Source organism: Micromonospora sp. IBHARD003 (assembly GCF_056106285.1).
The window spans coordinates 7,611,020-7,624,760 of sequence record NZ_JBWBBX010000001.1; the positions used below are offsets into that span (position 1 = coordinate 7,611,020).

Consider the following 13,741-nt stretch of genomic DNA (forward strand, 5'->3'; position numbering starts at 1 on the left):
CTCACTTCTCCAGCCGCAGGGCGGAGTTGGGGCACGACTCGGCGCAGGCGCGGGCCGCGTCCTCGCCGCCCGTCGGCACGGCGACCGTGATGACCGCCGCGTATCCCCACTCGTCGAGCTCGACCATGTCGGGGGCGTGTTCCTGGCACAGGCCGTAGCCCTGGCAGCGGGTGGAGTCCAGAAGGAGTTTCATGGTGATCCTTTCAGCGGGGGCTCAGCGAGGGCCCGACGGGGACACGGGCAGGGGGTAGGTGTGAGCCTCTTGCCCGGGGTGGTCCATGACCTGGGGGATGGGCACCACCAGTCGGTGGCCGCCGCTGGACGGCTCGGCGGCACAGGCCGCGCATGCCGCGTCGAGATGGGAGCGGACCAGGGAGGGGAAGGCCCGCAGGAGGCTGCCGGCCGTTTTGGCGGCGGCGTCGAGCAGGCCGCAGGCGCCGCGCCCGGGCAGACCGGTCGACCAGCGCGACAGGCGCTCGGCGGCGTCGGGGCCCGCGGTGCCGCCGGTCAGCTGTCGCAGGGTGTCGGCGATCGCCGCGGTGCCCGAGACACAGACGCCGCACTGGCGGGCGCTCTCGGCCTGCAGATGTCCGACGGCGTCGGCCGCCGTCGTCACCGGGCAGGTGTCCGGGCCGAGGAACCGGATCGCCCCGCAGCCCAGTGCCGTGCCCGCCGCGGTCAGCTCGGCGTGATCGAGCGGGAGGCCGAGGGAGTCCGGCCCGACGAGACCGCCGAACAGCCCGCCCATCAGGGCGCCGGACGCCTGCGCGGTGCCCTGGACGGTGGCCAGGGTCCGCAGAGGTGTGCCGTACTGCGCCTCGGTGAGCAGGGCGCCGCCGTCCGATGAGGAGAGGGTGAGCAGGGTGCTCCCGGCGATCTCGTGCCGGTGCTCGGGCCGGGCGGCGATCAGGGCGATCCGGGCGAGCGTCTCCACATTGGAGACCAGCGTGGGCTGGTCACCGACCCCGCGTTCGTACGGGCGCGGCGGCTTTGCGGCCGGCAGGGCGGGCCCGCCGTTGATCCGCCGCACCGCCGCGGTCTCCTCGCCGGCCACATAGGTGTGGTCGGTCTCGATCACCTCGGTGGGCAGCCGGGCCGGCCATTCGGCGAGGGCCTGGCGGATGCTCGCCGCCGCGTAGGGGTCGGAGACGTAGACGTACCCGCGCGCGGCGCCGACGATCTCGGCGGCCCGTTCCAGGCCGTCCAGGACGAGGTGCGGTCGGGCGCGCAGCAGCCAGCGGTCCTTGACCGACCCTGGTTCGCCCTCCTCCCCGTTGGCCACGACGACCGGGGCTCCTCCGCCGTCGCGTACGGACCGCAGTTTCACGGCGACCGGGAAGGCCGCGCCGCCGCGCCCGCGCAGTCCGGCCTCGTCGAGCTGCCCCAGCAGGTGCTCGGGGGAGCCCGCGCTGTGGTAGCCGCCGCCGGCCGCGTAGGCCTCGCCGGTCTCCACCAGCTGGGGCACCGTTCCGAGGACCGTGCCGACCCGGTACGGCATCAGGGAGCGGATGACGGTCATCCCCGTCCTCCTTCTGCTTGCCGGGGCGTGGCGCCGCCGGGGTGTGCGGGTGTTCCGGTGTCGCCGGCTGCGGAGTCCTGCGGGGACTCGCGCAGGGTGCGAACCGCCGCCTCCAGGGCCCTGCGCTCCGCGGCCGTGCGGCCGTAGCCGCTGCCGGGCAGGCCGATCAGCATGTGGTGGTGGTCGAGGACCACCTCTCCCGCCAGTAGCGCGGCCGTCCGGTCGCCCTGGCGGGCGCCGGAGGCGACGGCGGTCACCAGGTCGGTGACCTCGGCGAGATACCGCAGCCAGCTCCGCTCGCTGCCGTGCAGGATCAGCCGCTCCACGCGGCGCTGCTCGGCTGCGGCGAGCTCCGGTGATGCCACGGCAGCGTCCGGCGCGGGGTCGCGCAGGGCGGCGACGGTGGAGGGAAGTTCCCGCTCGGGTTCGGGCGTCAGCCCGAGCCAGACGAGACTCCGACGACCGCTCATGGTGCCTCCGGGTCGGGAGTGGGGAGCCGTACGACGCGGCCGACGGGGGAGCCGTCGGGAGCCGGAAGTGCGCTGTGTGTGACCGGCGGACTGGCCGGTGCGCCGTGCGGCGGGGGATTCGGCGGGGTCCTGTCCGGGCCGGGAAGATCGCCAGGACAGGGGCTGGAGAGGTACGGGCGCATTCGCCCGGTGCTGTGCCGGCCTGCGGTCCGGGGCGGGGTGGTGCCGGATCGCGGGGGTGGCGGCGACACGACTACGCTAACTAATCAATTAGTCAGCCCACAAGTCTTGACACCGCGGAAACCTGACAGCAATCTGACTGGCCAATTAGTCAGTGCGGTTCCGGTGCACTCGCATCGCCTCCCGCCGACAGTCCCAGGGCCGCCTCACCACCGATCGCCGCGCAAGGCGGCAGTGAGGAGTCATTCGATGCAGCCCGAAGCACCCGCGACCGAGGACGTACCCACCACGGCCTCCTCGGCCGGGACACCTTCCGCCTCCCAGGCCACGCCCACACCGCCGGGTAGCGGCCCCACCGCCGCGCCCCGCCCCGTGAGCCCACCGGGCGCCACCGCACCCGATCAGGGCCCCAGTCCCGGCCCGGCGCTGTCCGCCCGCTACTACACCGATCCGGACAGCCTGGCGGCCGAGCAGCAACACATCTTCGCGAAGTCCTGGCAGCTCGTCTGCCATGAGTCGGACCTGCCGGGTCCCGGCGCCCGGCTCACCGCCACCGCCGGCGGGCGCGAGGTCCTGGTGGTCCGCACCGAGGACGGCGGCCTCGCCGCCCACCTCAATGTGTGCCGCCACCGGGGAACGCGCCTGGTCACGGCGCCTGAGCCGGACGGCAAGGCGATCCGCTGCCCGTACCACGGCTGGACGTACAAGCTCGACGGCCGGCTCGTCGGAGCCCCCGAGGCGCGGCAGATCCCGTGCCTGGACAAGCCCAAGCTCGGCCTCTTCCCGGTCCGGGTCGAGTCCTTCCTCGGCTTCGTCTTCGTCAACCACGACCCCGACGCCGTACCGCTCGCCGAGCAGTGCAAGGGGCTCGCCGAGGCGGTAGGCCACTACGCGGGCTCCGACCTGGTGCCCATCGGCCGCAGCCGGATCCACGATCTGGCCGGAGCCGAGGTCCAGCACGCCAACTGGAAGGTCGCCGTCGACAACTACCTCGAGGGCTACCACGTACCGGTCGCGCACCCCGGGCTGATGCGGCTGCTCGACTACCAGGGCTACACCTGCGAGCTCGAGGAGTCCTATGCGCTCTTCGCCTCCCCCCTGCGCGACAAGCCGTCCTCGAACTGGGCGGAGCGGCTCTACCAGCGGATCACCGCCCCCATGCCGGGGCTCAGTGAGGACGATCACCGAATCTGGCGTTACGCGGTGATTTATCCCAACACGCTCATCGACTTCTACCCCGACCATGTGCTTGCCTGGACCGCCATACCCACGGCCGTGGACCGCGTGGCCGTACCCGGCGCGTTTTACACCCGGCCCGGGACCGGGCTGCGAACCCGTATCGCCCGGCGGCTGAACATCCACATCGGCTGGATCACGAACGACGAGGACGCAGAGCTGGTCGCCCGGGTGCAGAAAGGACTCACCACCCCCGGCTTCGAGCCAGGACCCCTCTCCCGGCGCGAGTCGGCGGTCGGCTGGTTCGCGGGCCGCGTCCGGGCCGACCTCGACGGCGAGGAGCGCTGACCCGCTCGCTCGCCACCCCATCGCGGCGCACCCGTCCCGCACCCCCGTCCCCCGCACCCCCCGTCCCCCCGATCCCGACCGTGCGGCGTACCTCGCCGCGAACCCCCCATCGTGCGGCCCACCCGCCGCGCACCCCGGCGCGACCCCCGACCGTGCCGACCCCCGGCGCTGCGGCCCCCCGACCGCACCCGCCACGCACCCGTCGAGCCGCGGCGGCGGTGCCCCCCGCCCCGCCCGCCACCGTCCCGCGGCCCCCGGTCCCTGCATCAAGCCAGGGACCATACCCCGCTACCGCCCCACAGCAGTGCTCAGCACCGCACGGACCCACGGAGAGGACCCCGATGTCCCCCGAGGCACCCTCGTTCCCGCCCGCGCTCCCCGCTTCCCACGCGCTGTCCCGCCGCTCCCTCCTGCGCACAAGTGCTGCAGCAGCCACCGGTCTCGGCCTCGGCCTGACCGCGGCGGGATGCGGATTCTCGCCGGCCGGTTCCACGGCCGAGAAGCACACCGAAGAGCCGATCGACGTCAAGGTCGACGGTGACCTGGTCTACTTCAACTGGGCCGACTTCGTCGATCCGGCCGTCTTCGCCGGATTCGAGAAGGAGTACGGCGTCAAGGTCATCCAGTCGAACTTCGACTCGATGGAAGGCATGGCCGCCAAGCTCAACGCCGGCAACCGCTACGACATCATCTTCCCGACCGCCAAATGGGCCCAGCGGCTGGCCGCCGGGCACCGGCTGCGGCGCATCGATCACAACAAGCTGAAGAACGCCGGGTCCATCCTCTCGCACTACGAGTACTTCGCCGATCCCTGGTACGACCCCGGATCCCGGCACACCCTGCCGTTCACCATGTACAAGACCGGCATCGGCTGGCGCAAGGACAAGATCGGCGACGGGCTCGCGGGCTCCTGGGAGGACCTCTGGAACGCCCGCGCCAAGGGCCGCGTCTTCGTGCTGGACGACCGCGACGAGGTCCTCGGCTTCGCCGCGCTCAAGCTCGGCCTCGACGTCTCCACCACCGACGCGGGCGACCTCGGCCGTATCACCGAGACCCTGAAATCCCTGCGCCCCCATCTGCGCGGCTTCTCCAGCGACAGCTACAACAACCTGCTCAACGGCAACGCGTTCATGACGCAGGCCTGGAGCGGGGACATGGCCGCCATGCTCGGCCAGGCCAAGGACCCCTCCGTCTTCGGCTTCGAGGTCGCCAAGGAGGGCGCCCCGGTCAACTCCGACTGCTACGCCATACCCTCCGACGCGCGCCACCCCGGCACCGCGATGCTCTTCATCGACTACATGCTCCGCCCGGAGAACGTGAAGAAGAACATCGAGTACATCGGCTACCCCATGCCGGTCGGCGGCACCGAGAACACTTACGCAGCGCTCGTGGAGCCCTTCCCCGAGTGCCTCGTCTCCGCCGACGACCTCAAGGACGACCTCTACTTCCGCAACGGCGACGCGAAGGGCGAACAGGCACGCGACACCGCCTGGACCCATGTGAAGGCGGGATGACGTGGCACCGCACACTCCTGGACTGCGCACCCGGCCATCCCGGAACCGCGGCCCCTCCGCCCGGAGCAACCGGATGTGGACCTGGCTGATGCTCCCCGGCACCCTCTGGATGGCCGCTTTCCTCCTCGCCTCGCTCGTCCTGGTCGCCACTCTGGCCCTCGGCACCACGGACCCGCTCGGCAATCCGCGCTTCGGCTTCAACCTCGACAACATCACGGCACTGGCCGACCCCGCCTACCGGTCCGTGCTCCTGCGCTCCCTCGGTTACGCCCTGCTGACCGTGGTGATCTGCCTCGTCGTGGCGTATCCGGTGGCCTACTCCATCGCCCTGTACGGCGGGCGGTTCAAGAACTTCATGATCGCCGCGATCGTGATTCCGTTCTTCGCCAACTACCTGGTGCGGATGTACGGCTGGTCCGTCGTCCTCTCCGACGACGGCCCCCTGCTGAAGATCCTGCGCTCCATCGGGCTCGCGGACGACGGCACCAAGATCCTCCAGACCGGCGCCGGAGTCATCGCCGGACTCGTCTACGGCTTCGTCGTCTTCATGATCATTCCGCTGTACGCCGCGCTCGAGCGTATGGACGTCTCGCTCATCGAAGCGGGACGCGATCTCTACGGCGGACCGCTTCGGACCTTCTTCTTCGTCACCCTGCCCGCCACCCGACAGGGCGCCGCGGCCGGCTGCGTCCTCGTCTTCCTGCCCGCCATGGGCGACTTCGTCAGTGCCCAGCTGATGGGAGGTCCCGACCAGATCATGATCGGCAACCTGATCCAGGACAAGTTCTTCCAGGGCCAGAACTGGCCGCTCGGCTCCGCACTCACCATGCTGATGATGGCCGTGCTCTTCCTCGGCATGCTGGGCTACTTGCGGCGCGCCCGTAAGGACGAGACGGAGGCGGTCCGATGACCCTGCGCCCCGCTCTCAAGCCACAACGCCGGCTCGCACTGCCGACGGTGCGCACTCCCGGCCTCCGCAAGGGCGGCACCGGAACGGGGGAGCCGTCCCGGCCCACCCCGCGCCGGCGCCGCCGCGGCACCGACCGCAAGCCCCGCTTCGCCGTCGCCGTGACCGCAGCGTTCTTCGCGCTGCTCTATCTGCCGATCGGCGTCGTCGTCCTCTTCTCCTTCAACTCCCAGAAGTCCCTCACCGTCTTCAAGGACTTCAGCCTCCGCTGGTACTCGGCCTTCCTCCAGGACGACCACCTCATCGAGTCGCTCAACATGAGCCTCAGGGTCTCGCTGGTGGCCATGGCCGGCTCGCTGATCCTCGGAGTGACGCTGGCACTCGGACTCGTCCGGTGCCGCAGCCGGCTCGGTTCACTCGCCGGACTGATCATGCTCATTCCCCTGATCACTCCGGAGATCGTCACCGGCGTCGCGGCCATGCTGCTCTTCAAGGGCATGGGCATCACCCTGTCCACCACCACGGTGATGCTCGCCGAGATCACCTTCTCCATCTCCTATGTGACGGTCGTCCTCCGCTCCCGGATCGCCGCCCTCAACCCGGAGACCGAGGAGGCGGCGATGGACCTCGGAGCCACCCGCTGGCAGGCCCTGCGGCTGGTCACCCTGCCCGCGCTGCTCCCCAGCATCCTGGCCTCCGCAGTCCTGATCTTCGCCCTGGTCTTCGACGACTTCGTGCTCGCCTACTTCACCACCGGCGTCGATCCGCAGCCGCTGTCCGTGCGCATCTACTCGGCCATCCGCTTCGGTGTGCAGCCCACGATCAACGCCGTCGGCACCCTGATGCTCGCCGGGTCCGTGGCCCTCATCGCCATCGCCCTCTTCATCCCGCGTCTGTTCGGCCGTCGCGGCGGCCTCGATCTGCTCTCCGGGAAGTGACACCGTGACGCTCACCCCTGCCACGAACTCCACGCACCCCACGGACACAACGCCCGCCCCGACGGGTGAGGACTCCGTGCCCGCCGTCCGCCTCGAAGGCCTCAGCAAGAGCTACGGCGACAGCTACGCGGTCCACTCGCTGTCGCTGGACATCGCACCCGGTGAGTTCTTCTCGCTGCTCGGCCCCTCCGGCTGCGGCAAGACGACCACCCTGCGGATGATCGGCGGCTTCACCGACCCCACCGACGGCACCATCCTGCTCGGCGGCGAGGACGTCACCTGCCTCCCGCCGGACAAGCGCAACGTCAACACCGTCTTCCAGAGCTACGCCCTCTTCGACCATCTCTCGGTCGCCGACAACGTCGCCTTCGGCCTCAAGCGCAAGGGCGTCAAACGAGGCGAGATACGCGAACGGGTGGGCACCATGCTGGAGCGCGTCCAGCTCGGCGGACTCGGTGATCGCAAGCCCGCCACCCTCTCCGGGGGTCAGCGCCAGCGGGTCGCCCTCGCCCGCGCCCTCGTCAACCGGCCCCAGGTCCTGCTCCTCGACGAGCCCCTGGCGGCCCTCGACCTCAAGCTCCGCCGCCATATGCAGGTCGAACTCAAGCAGATCCAGCGGGAGATCGGCATCACCTTCGTCTTCGTCACCCACGACCAGGACGAGGCGCTGACCATGTCGGACCGCCTTGCCGTGATGAACGACGGCCACGTCGAACAGTGCGGCACCCCCGAGGACGTCTACGAGCGCCCCGCGAGCAGCTTCGTCGCCTCGTTCATGGGCACCTCCAATCTGGTCCCCGGCACCTACCGCGACGGCAAGGTCGTCATGGACCAGGGTCCGGCGCTGCCCGTCGGAAACCGCAGTGGTGTCTCCGACGGAGCCAGGGTCAGCGTGTCCATCCGTCCCGAGAAGATCTGGCTCTCCGACTTCCTGCCGGACATGGCCCGGGTGAGCGGAGTGGTCCGCGAGACGGTCTACTCGGGCCCGACCACCACGTATCTCATCGAACTCGCCCCCGGCGTCACCGTGTCGGTGCTGGAGCAGAACACCGACCGCTCCCGGATGGAGGACCGCTGGAGCGGCGGGGAGACCGTCGAGATCGCCTGGAAGCCCGAGCACTGCCTGGTCCTGGACTGATCGCGCCGCGTCCGTCCCGCACCCCGAAGGAACGACTCATGAACCACGATGTCATCGTGCTCGGCGCCGGGCTTGCCGGTCTGGCCGCCGCACGGGACCTGGCAGCCGGCGGCGCCGATGTGCTGGTCGTCGAGGCCCGCGATCGGGCGGGCGGGCGGGTCGAGCAGACCGCACTGCCCGATGGCAGGCTCGTCCAGCTCGGCGGCGAGGTGGTCGGCCGCGCCCACACCGCCTACCTCGCACTGGCCGCCGAGCTGGGCCTCACCCTGGTCCCCAGCTATGTCGCCGAGCCCGGTGCCATCGCCCGCGCCACCCCGGAGGGCGTCTCGGCGGGAGACCCGCCGCACTGGTTCGGCCCCGGCGACGACGCCGCGCACCGGCGGGTCACCGCCGCGTTCACCACACTGGCGGGTTCGGTCGACCCCGACGCCCCCTGGAACCACCCGGAGGCCGACGCCCTCGACGCCCTGTCCGTGGCGGACTGGCTGCGCTCGGAGGGAGCGGGTCCGGCCGTCGTACGCCTGTGGGAGATCGGCCAGTTCGCCCTCGCCGACGGCTCGTACGAGCGCATCTCCCTGCTGGCCGCGCTGCGCAAGCACGCCGCCGTCCCCGGCGGCGGCGAGTCCGGGCACTACGACTACGAGGACTGGGAGGGCCTGCGGGTCGCGGAGGGCTCGGCCACCGTGGCCCTGCGCATGGCCGAGGCCCTCGGGGAGCGCGTCCGGTACGGCACACCGGTCGAGGCCGTCGGCATCGACCCCCGTGGCTGTACCGTACGGCTCGCCGGGGGCGAAACCCTCACGGCCGGGGCGGTGGTCAGCGCCCTTCCTGTCGGCCCGCTGCGCTCCGTGTCCGTCACCGGGGTCTCCGCCGAACGTCTTGCCTCGCTGCACCGCCAGCGCCATGCGGTCGCGGCCAAGTTCGCGGCCGCGTACGACAAACCCTTCTGGCGCGACAGCGGGCTGAACGGTCTGTCCGAATGTGAGGGCGTGCTCGGCAGCACCTGGCCGCAGAACGAAGGCATCCTCTCCGCCCTCGTCCCGCCGGAGCGCTACGGGGTCCTGCTCGGCATGCCCGAGGCACGGCGCGATACGGAGCTGCTCGCCGACATCGCCCGGCTCTACGGCGACGAGGCACACCGGCCGCTCCATACCTGGATCCGGATGTGGGGCACCGACCCCTGGACCCAGGGGTACGTCACCCAGTGGACCCCGGGCGATGTGATGGCGGTCGGCCCCCTGCACGGCACCCATGAACCACCCTTCTACGTCTGCGGATCGGACCAGTGGGTGGCCGGATACATGGAGGGCGCCGTGCGCACCGGACGCGCAACGGCCGAGGAGGTGCTGCGCCGTGGCTGAACCCCTGCCCACGCCGCGCCCGGGGGCACAGGAACCGCGAACGGTCCGCAACCACATCGCCGGAACCGATCTGGCCGCAGCCTCCGGCGAGTCGATGGATCTCGTCGACCCCGCGACCGGCCTGGTGAGCGGCAGCGCCCCGCGCTCCGGGCCCGCCGATGTGGCCGCGGCCTGTGCCGCGGCCGGCGGAGCCCTGGAACACTGGGCCGCGACCACCCCGTTGACCCGTCAGCGTGCCCTGCTGCGCGTCGCCGACGCGCTCGAGACGTACGCCGACGAACTGGTGGCCGCCGAGACCGGGGACACCGGCAAGCCCGCGGAGCTGTTCCGCTCCGACGAGCTGCCCGCCATCACGGACACCGTTCGCTTCTTCGCCGGGGCCGCCCGCGGACTGCCCGGAGCCGCCGCGGCCGAATACACGGAGGGCCGCACCTCGCTGTTGCGCCGTGAACCGATCGGCGTCTGCGCACAGATCACCCCCTGGAACTATCCGCTGATGATGGCGGTGTGGAAGATCGCCCCGGCGCTCGCGGCGGGCAACACCGTCGTGCTGAAGCCCGCGGACACCACCCCGTCGTCCGCGGCCCTGCTCGCCCGGATCGCCGCCGATCATCTGCCGCCAGGGGTACTGAACGTGGTCTGCGGTGACCGGGACACCGGAAGGGCACTCGTCGTGGATCCGCGGGTCCGGCTGATCGCGGTCACCGGCAGTGTCAGGGCCGGGCGGGAGATCGCTGCGGCGGCGGCCGCGGACCTCAAACGCGTCCACCTGGAACTCGGCGGCAACGCACCGGTGATCGTGCACGACGACGTGGACGTCGATGCCTGTGCGGCCGAACTGGCGGGCGTGGCCTATTACAACGCGGGCCAGGACTGCACCGCTCCCACCCGGTATCTGGTGCACGAACGGGTGCACGACGACTTCGTCGCCGCCTTCGCCGCCCATGCGGCGAAGCACCGTCCCGCGGTGGACTTCGGCCCGCTCAACAGCCAGGGGCAGTTGGCGGCGGTCGAGGGCCTGCTGGACCGGCTGCCCCACTACGCCGAGGTCGTCACCGGTGGTTCCCGTATCGAGGGGGCCGGCTACTACCACGAGCCGACCGTCGTCACCGGCGTCCGGCAGAGCGACGAGATCGTGCAGGAGGAGATCTTCGGACCGGTGGTCACCGTGCAGCGCTTCAGTGACGAGGAGGAGGCCCTGCGTCTTGCCGACGACGTACGGTTCGGTCTCGCGGCCAGTGTGTGGACCAGGGACCACGACCGCGCCATGCGGGCCACCCGCGCCCTGCACACCGGGATCGTGTGGGTGAACACCCATGGCACGACGGTGTCCGAGATGCCCCACGGCGGAGTGAAGCACTCCGGCTACGGCAGCGATCTGTCGCTGGCGGGCCTCCTGGACTACACGCAGGTCAAGCACGTCATGGTCTGAGGCCCCGGGCCGGGCGAATGTTTCGGCGGTGTTTCCGGACAGATTCGCCGTGTGAGGCCTGGCACAGCTTCACCACGCCGACCGCAAATCCTTCACATATATGGCGCGTTGTGTGAAGGATTTGCGGTCGGTGGTCGCCGTGGTGATCACCACAGCAAGATCAATTTTGTTCAACTCTGCACTTCGTGTGGCGACATGTCCGTATAGCGATCAACCGACCCCCGGCGTTTTCCGCCCGCGCGGCGCCGAGCTGTAGTCATGGGCATGGCGGCCCGTCCCGACCAACGGGCCGCCATCCGACCGCAGTTCGTCTTGGGGGTTACGTATGAATCGACTCACCCGCCGCCAGGCCCTGGGCGCCGCGGCCGGCGTCGCAGCGGCCGTCGCGGCCACCGGCGCCGCGAAAGCCCTTCCCGCCGGCACCGAGGGACACGGCACCGACCACAACGCCGGCCTCGCGCACGCTTCCGCGACGCCCGGCTCTTTCGACGAGGTCTACCTGGGCCGCCGGATACAGGGCAAGCCGTCGCACGGCGGCGGTCACCACGGCCATGGAAGCGGCGGCCACGGCGGCTACACCGTGCTGATAGACGGCAAGGAACTGCACGTCATGCAGAACGCCGACAGCACCTGGATCAGCGTCGTCAACCACTACGAGCCGCACCCCACGCCCCGTGCCGTGGCCCGCGCCGCCGTCGTGGAACTCCAGGGCGCCGCCCTCGTCCCGCTCGCCCTCGCCTGATCCGGAGCACACCCGCAATGACCGTTCGTATGAACCAGGCCCAGCTCGGCTCCGAGGAGAAGCGCCGCTTCGTCAACGCCCTCCTCGCACTCAAGCGCAGCGGCCGCTACGACACCTTCGTCACGACCCACAACGCGTTCATCATGAGCGACACGGACAACGGGGACCGGGTCGGCCACCGCTCGCCGTCGTTCCTGCCCTGGCACCGCAGATTCCTCATCGAGTTCGAGCAGGCGCTCCAGTCCGTGGACCCCGGCGTGGCGCTGCCCTACTGGGACTGGACCGCCGACCGGACCACGGCATCCTCCATCTGGGCGGCCGACTTCATGGGCGGCACCGGCCGCGCCAGGGACGGACAGGTCACGGACGGACCGTTCTCCGCGACTCGTGGCGCCTGGCCGGTCAACGTGCGCGTCGACGGCCGCGGTTTCCTGCGGCGCGATCTCGGCGCGGGCGGCCGGCAACTGCCCACCAGATCCGAGGTCGACACCGTCCTCGCCATGTCCACCTATGACGCGGCCCCGTGGAACAGCGCGTCCGACGGCTTCCGCAACCATCTCGAGGGCTGGCGCGGCGTCAACCTCCACAACCGCGTCCACGTCTGGGTCGGCGGACAGATGGCCACCGGGGTTTCGCCGAACGACCCGGTGTTCTGGATGCACCACGCGTTCATCGACAAGCTCTGGTCGCAGTGGCAGGCCCGTCACCCCGACTCGCCCTATCTGCCGGCGGCCGGGACCCCCAACGTGGTCGACCTGCGCGACACCATGCGCCCCTGGAACAACGTGACCCCCGCGGACATGCTCGACCACAGGCGCTACTACACCTACGACACGGCCGCGTAGGCCCGGACAGAGCCGCGCGACCCGGCCCTGTCCGGCCGTGCGGGGGTGACGGCCGCGCTCTCGGTGGCGGCCGTCACGCCCCCGGCAGTCCTGCCGCGTGCCGGAGAACCGGCAGGTGCGCGGCTCAATGGGCACGTTCGCGCCGCTTCACCGTCCCGGGCTCAGTCCTCCCGCCGCGTACAGTCCTCTGGAAGACGGCGTACGCGACGATCGTGAGGGCCGCGCCGCACACGGTCAGGCCGATTCTCGTGGCGGCGAGCACCCAGTCGCCCGTCCCGTGCTCCATGCCGAAGAGCAGGGCCACGACGGTGAGGCAGAACGTCCACCATCCGTAGCGGGCGGGTCCCACCAGTTGCATCACGAAGACCGCGGCAGCGGCAAGGAATGCGAGCAGCAGGACCGGCAGCGCGGGGGTGAGCAGCAGTGCCGCGAGGACACCACCGCCCACCGTTCCCCACACCCGTGACCGGACTCGCGTGTGGAAGACCTTCGCCTCCGGTTTCGCCACCCTGAGCGCCGAGGTCGTCAGCCACACGGAGTGCGAGGACGGGATGAACCAGGCCGTGGCCGTGCCCACCAGACCGATGACCGCGAGCGTCCGGCGTAGGGTGCCCCATCCCTCCGGGGCCGCAGAAGCGGCCTCAGCGCCTCCCCGGGAGCCGGGTCGGTCGGAGGGCCACCGGTCGCCGCGGTGACGGCGGCCTGCCCCAACGTGCCGGCCGCGAACGCCGCCGCGTACTCCCACCACGGCATTCCCTGCGCCAGGTTCACCCCGGCGAGCAGGAACGACAGCACTGCCATCGCCGCTGCCATCCGAAGGGGACCGCCCGCCGTCTCGAACAGCCCCTGGCAGCACGCCAGCAGTGTGGCACCCGCCACCAGGGCCAGCGGCTGACCCGCCGCCGGGGCTCCGGCAGCCGCGGCCGCGGCGAGAAGAGCGCAGCCGCAGAGCAGGACGGCCCCGCGGGGCCGCTCACTCAGCGAAGAGAACGCCGCGAGGGTCAGGTACGCGCCGAAGGAACAGGCGAGTCCCCAGGCGACACGGCCGGCGGCCACACCGAGGCACAACGGGATGACGATGGCCACGGCGCGGGTGAGGGCGGTGAGCCGCGCTCTCGAAGTGGACACGCGACTCCTCTTCGTACGAGGGGCGGACGTCCCGGGGCGTCAT

General features: G+C 71.0%; 14 protein-coding genes. 9 read left to right on the forward strand and 5 right to left on the reverse strand.

Annotated elements, in window-relative coordinates; genetic code table 11:
* Position 1: 1 nt before the first annotated feature.
* From ACTWOL_RS33190 to ACTWOL_RS33200, 3 genes are read right to left on the reverse strand one after another with little or no spacing between them, the layout of a single operon-like run.
* Entirely contained in the window at positions 2–193 is a 192-nt protein-coding gene (locus ACTWOL_RS33190) for a ferredoxin (RefSeq protein WP_474300573.1), read from the reverse strand.
* 21 nt (positions 194–214) lie between these two features.
* Entirely contained in the window at positions 215–1,519 is a 1,305-nt protein-coding gene (locus ACTWOL_RS33195) for an NADH-ubiquinone oxidoreductase-F iron-sulfur binding region domain-containing protein (RefSeq protein WP_474300574.1), read from the reverse strand.
* Positions 1,516–1,989, reverse strand: a complete 474-nt coding sequence (locus ACTWOL_RS33200; RefSeq protein WP_474300575.1) for a hypothetical protein — start codon at positions 1,987–1,989, stop codon at positions 1,516–1,518. The genes ACTWOL_RS33195 and ACTWOL_RS33200 overlap by 4 nt, the downstream gene beginning before the upstream one ends.
* Positions 1,990–2,418: 429 nt before the next feature.
* Here ACTWOL_RS33200 and ACTWOL_RS33205 point away from each other — a divergent pair, with 429 nt between their 5' ends.
* The 9 genes from ACTWOL_RS33205 to melC2 all read left to right on the forward strand — a co-directional run bounded on the left by ACTWOL_RS33205 (position 2,419) and on the right by melC2 (position 12,570).
* Entirely contained in the window at positions 2,419–3,693 is a 1,275-nt protein-coding gene (locus ACTWOL_RS33205; protein ID WP_474300576.1) for an aromatic ring-hydroxylating oxygenase subunit alpha, read from the forward strand.
* Positions 3,694–4,034: 341 nt separating this feature from the next.
* Positions 4,035–5,207, forward strand: a complete 1,173-nt coding sequence (locus tag ACTWOL_RS33210) for a polyamine ABC transporter substrate-binding protein (RefSeq protein WP_474300577.1) — start codon at positions 4,035–4,037, stop codon at positions 5,205–5,207.
* Between the two features lies 1 nt (position 5,208).
* Complete coding sequence (locus ACTWOL_RS33215) at positions 5,209–6,117, forward strand: ABC transporter permease (RefSeq protein WP_474300578.1); 909 nt, start codon at positions 5,209–5,211, stop codon at positions 6,115–6,117.
* Positions 6,114–7,052 carry an ABC transporter permease gene (locus ACTWOL_RS33220; protein WP_474300579.1) on the forward strand — a complete coding sequence of 313 codons (939 nt, stop codon included), beginning with the start codon at positions 6,114–6,116 and terminating at the stop codon, positions 7,050–7,052. Before ACTWOL_RS33215 ends, ACTWOL_RS33220 begins: the two co-directional genes overlap by 4 nt.
* Positions 7,053–7,056: 4 nt before the next feature.
* Positions 7,057–8,190 carry an ABC transporter ATP-binding protein gene (locus ACTWOL_RS33225; RefSeq protein WP_474300580.1) on the forward strand — a complete coding sequence of 378 codons (1,134 nt, stop codon included), beginning with the start codon at positions 7,057–7,059 and terminating at the stop codon, positions 8,188–8,190.
* Positions 8,191–8,228: 38 nt separating this feature from the next.
* Positions 8,229–9,551 (forward strand): flavin monoamine oxidase family protein, encoded by a 1,323-nt coding sequence (locus ACTWOL_RS33230; RefSeq protein WP_474300581.1) that lies wholly within the window; start codon positions 8,229–8,231, stop codon positions 9,549–9,551.
* Positions 9,544–10,983 (forward strand): aminobutyraldehyde dehydrogenase, encoded by a 1,440-nt coding sequence (locus tag ACTWOL_RS33235; RefSeq protein ID WP_474300582.1) that lies wholly within the window; start codon positions 9,544–9,546, stop codon positions 10,981–10,983. The genes ACTWOL_RS33230 and ACTWOL_RS33235 overlap by 8 nt, the downstream gene beginning before the upstream one ends.
* 325 nt (positions 10,984–11,308) lie before the next feature.
* The gene (gene melC1, locus ACTWOL_RS33240; protein ID WP_474300583.1) at positions 11,309–11,725 is read left to right on the forward strand and encodes an apotyrosinase chaperone MelC1; all 417 of its coding nucleotides are present in this window, start codon (positions 11,309–11,311) and stop codon (positions 11,723–11,725) included.
* Between the two features lie 17 nt (positions 11,726–11,742).
* The gene (gene melC2 / locus ACTWOL_RS33245; RefSeq protein ID WP_474300584.1) at positions 11,743–12,570 is read left to right on the forward strand and encodes a tyrosinase MelC2; all 828 of its coding nucleotides are present in this window, start codon (positions 11,743–11,745) and stop codon (positions 12,568–12,570) included.
* 124 nt (positions 12,571–12,694) lie between these two features.
* Here the strand turns inward: melC2 and ACTWOL_RS33250 are convergent, their stop codons facing one another.
* Both ACTWOL_RS33250 and ACTWOL_RS33255 read right to left on the reverse strand, forming a co-directional pair.
* Positions 12,695–13,147 (reverse strand): FUSC family protein, encoded by a 453-nt coding sequence (locus ACTWOL_RS33250; RefSeq protein WP_474300585.1) that lies wholly within the window; start codon positions 13,145–13,147, stop codon positions 12,695–12,697.
* Positions 13,096–13,698: a hypothetical protein gene (locus tag ACTWOL_RS33255; RefSeq protein WP_474300586.1), complete on the reverse strand. Its 603-nt coding sequence runs from the start codon at positions 13,696–13,698 to the stop codon at positions 13,096–13,098. The genes ACTWOL_RS33250 and ACTWOL_RS33255 overlap by 52 nt, the downstream gene beginning before the upstream one ends.
* Positions 13,699–13,741 lie beyond the last annotated feature (43 nt).

Coding starts and splice junctions, on each gene's coding strand:
- melC2 (WP_474300584.1), top strand. CDS start 11,743: ATGACCGTTCGTATGAACCAGGCCCAGCTCGGCTCCGAGGAGAAGCGC.
- ACTWOL_RS33220 (WP_474300579.1), top strand. CDS start 6,114: ATGACCCTGCGCCCCGCTCTCAAGCCACAACGCCGGCTCGCACTGCCG.
- ACTWOL_RS33230 (WP_474300581.1), top strand. CDS start 8,229: ATGAACCACGATGTCATCGTGCTCGGCGCCGGGCTTGCCGGTCTGGCC.
- ACTWOL_RS33190 (WP_474300573.1), bottom strand. CDS start 193: ATGAAACTCCTTCTGGACTCCACCCGCTGCCAGGGCTACGGCCTGTGC.
- ACTWOL_RS33210 (WP_474300577.1), top strand. CDS start 4,035: ATGTCCCCCGAGGCACCCTCGTTCCCGCCCGCGCTCCCCGCTTCCCAC.
- ACTWOL_RS33205 (WP_474300576.1), top strand. CDS start 2,419: ATGCAGCCCGAAGCACCCGCGACCGAGGACGTACCCACCACGGCCTCC.
- melC1 (WP_474300583.1), top strand. CDS start 11,309: ATGAATCGACTCACCCGCCGCCAGGCCCTGGGCGCCGCGGCCGGCGTC.
- ACTWOL_RS33195 (WP_474300574.1), bottom strand. CDS start 1,519: ATGACCGTCATCCGCTCCCTGATGCCGTACCGGGTCGGCACGGTCCTC.
- ACTWOL_RS33200 (WP_474300575.1), bottom strand. CDS start 1,989: ATGAGCGGTCGTCGGAGTCTCGTCTGGCTCGGGCTGACGCCCGAACCC.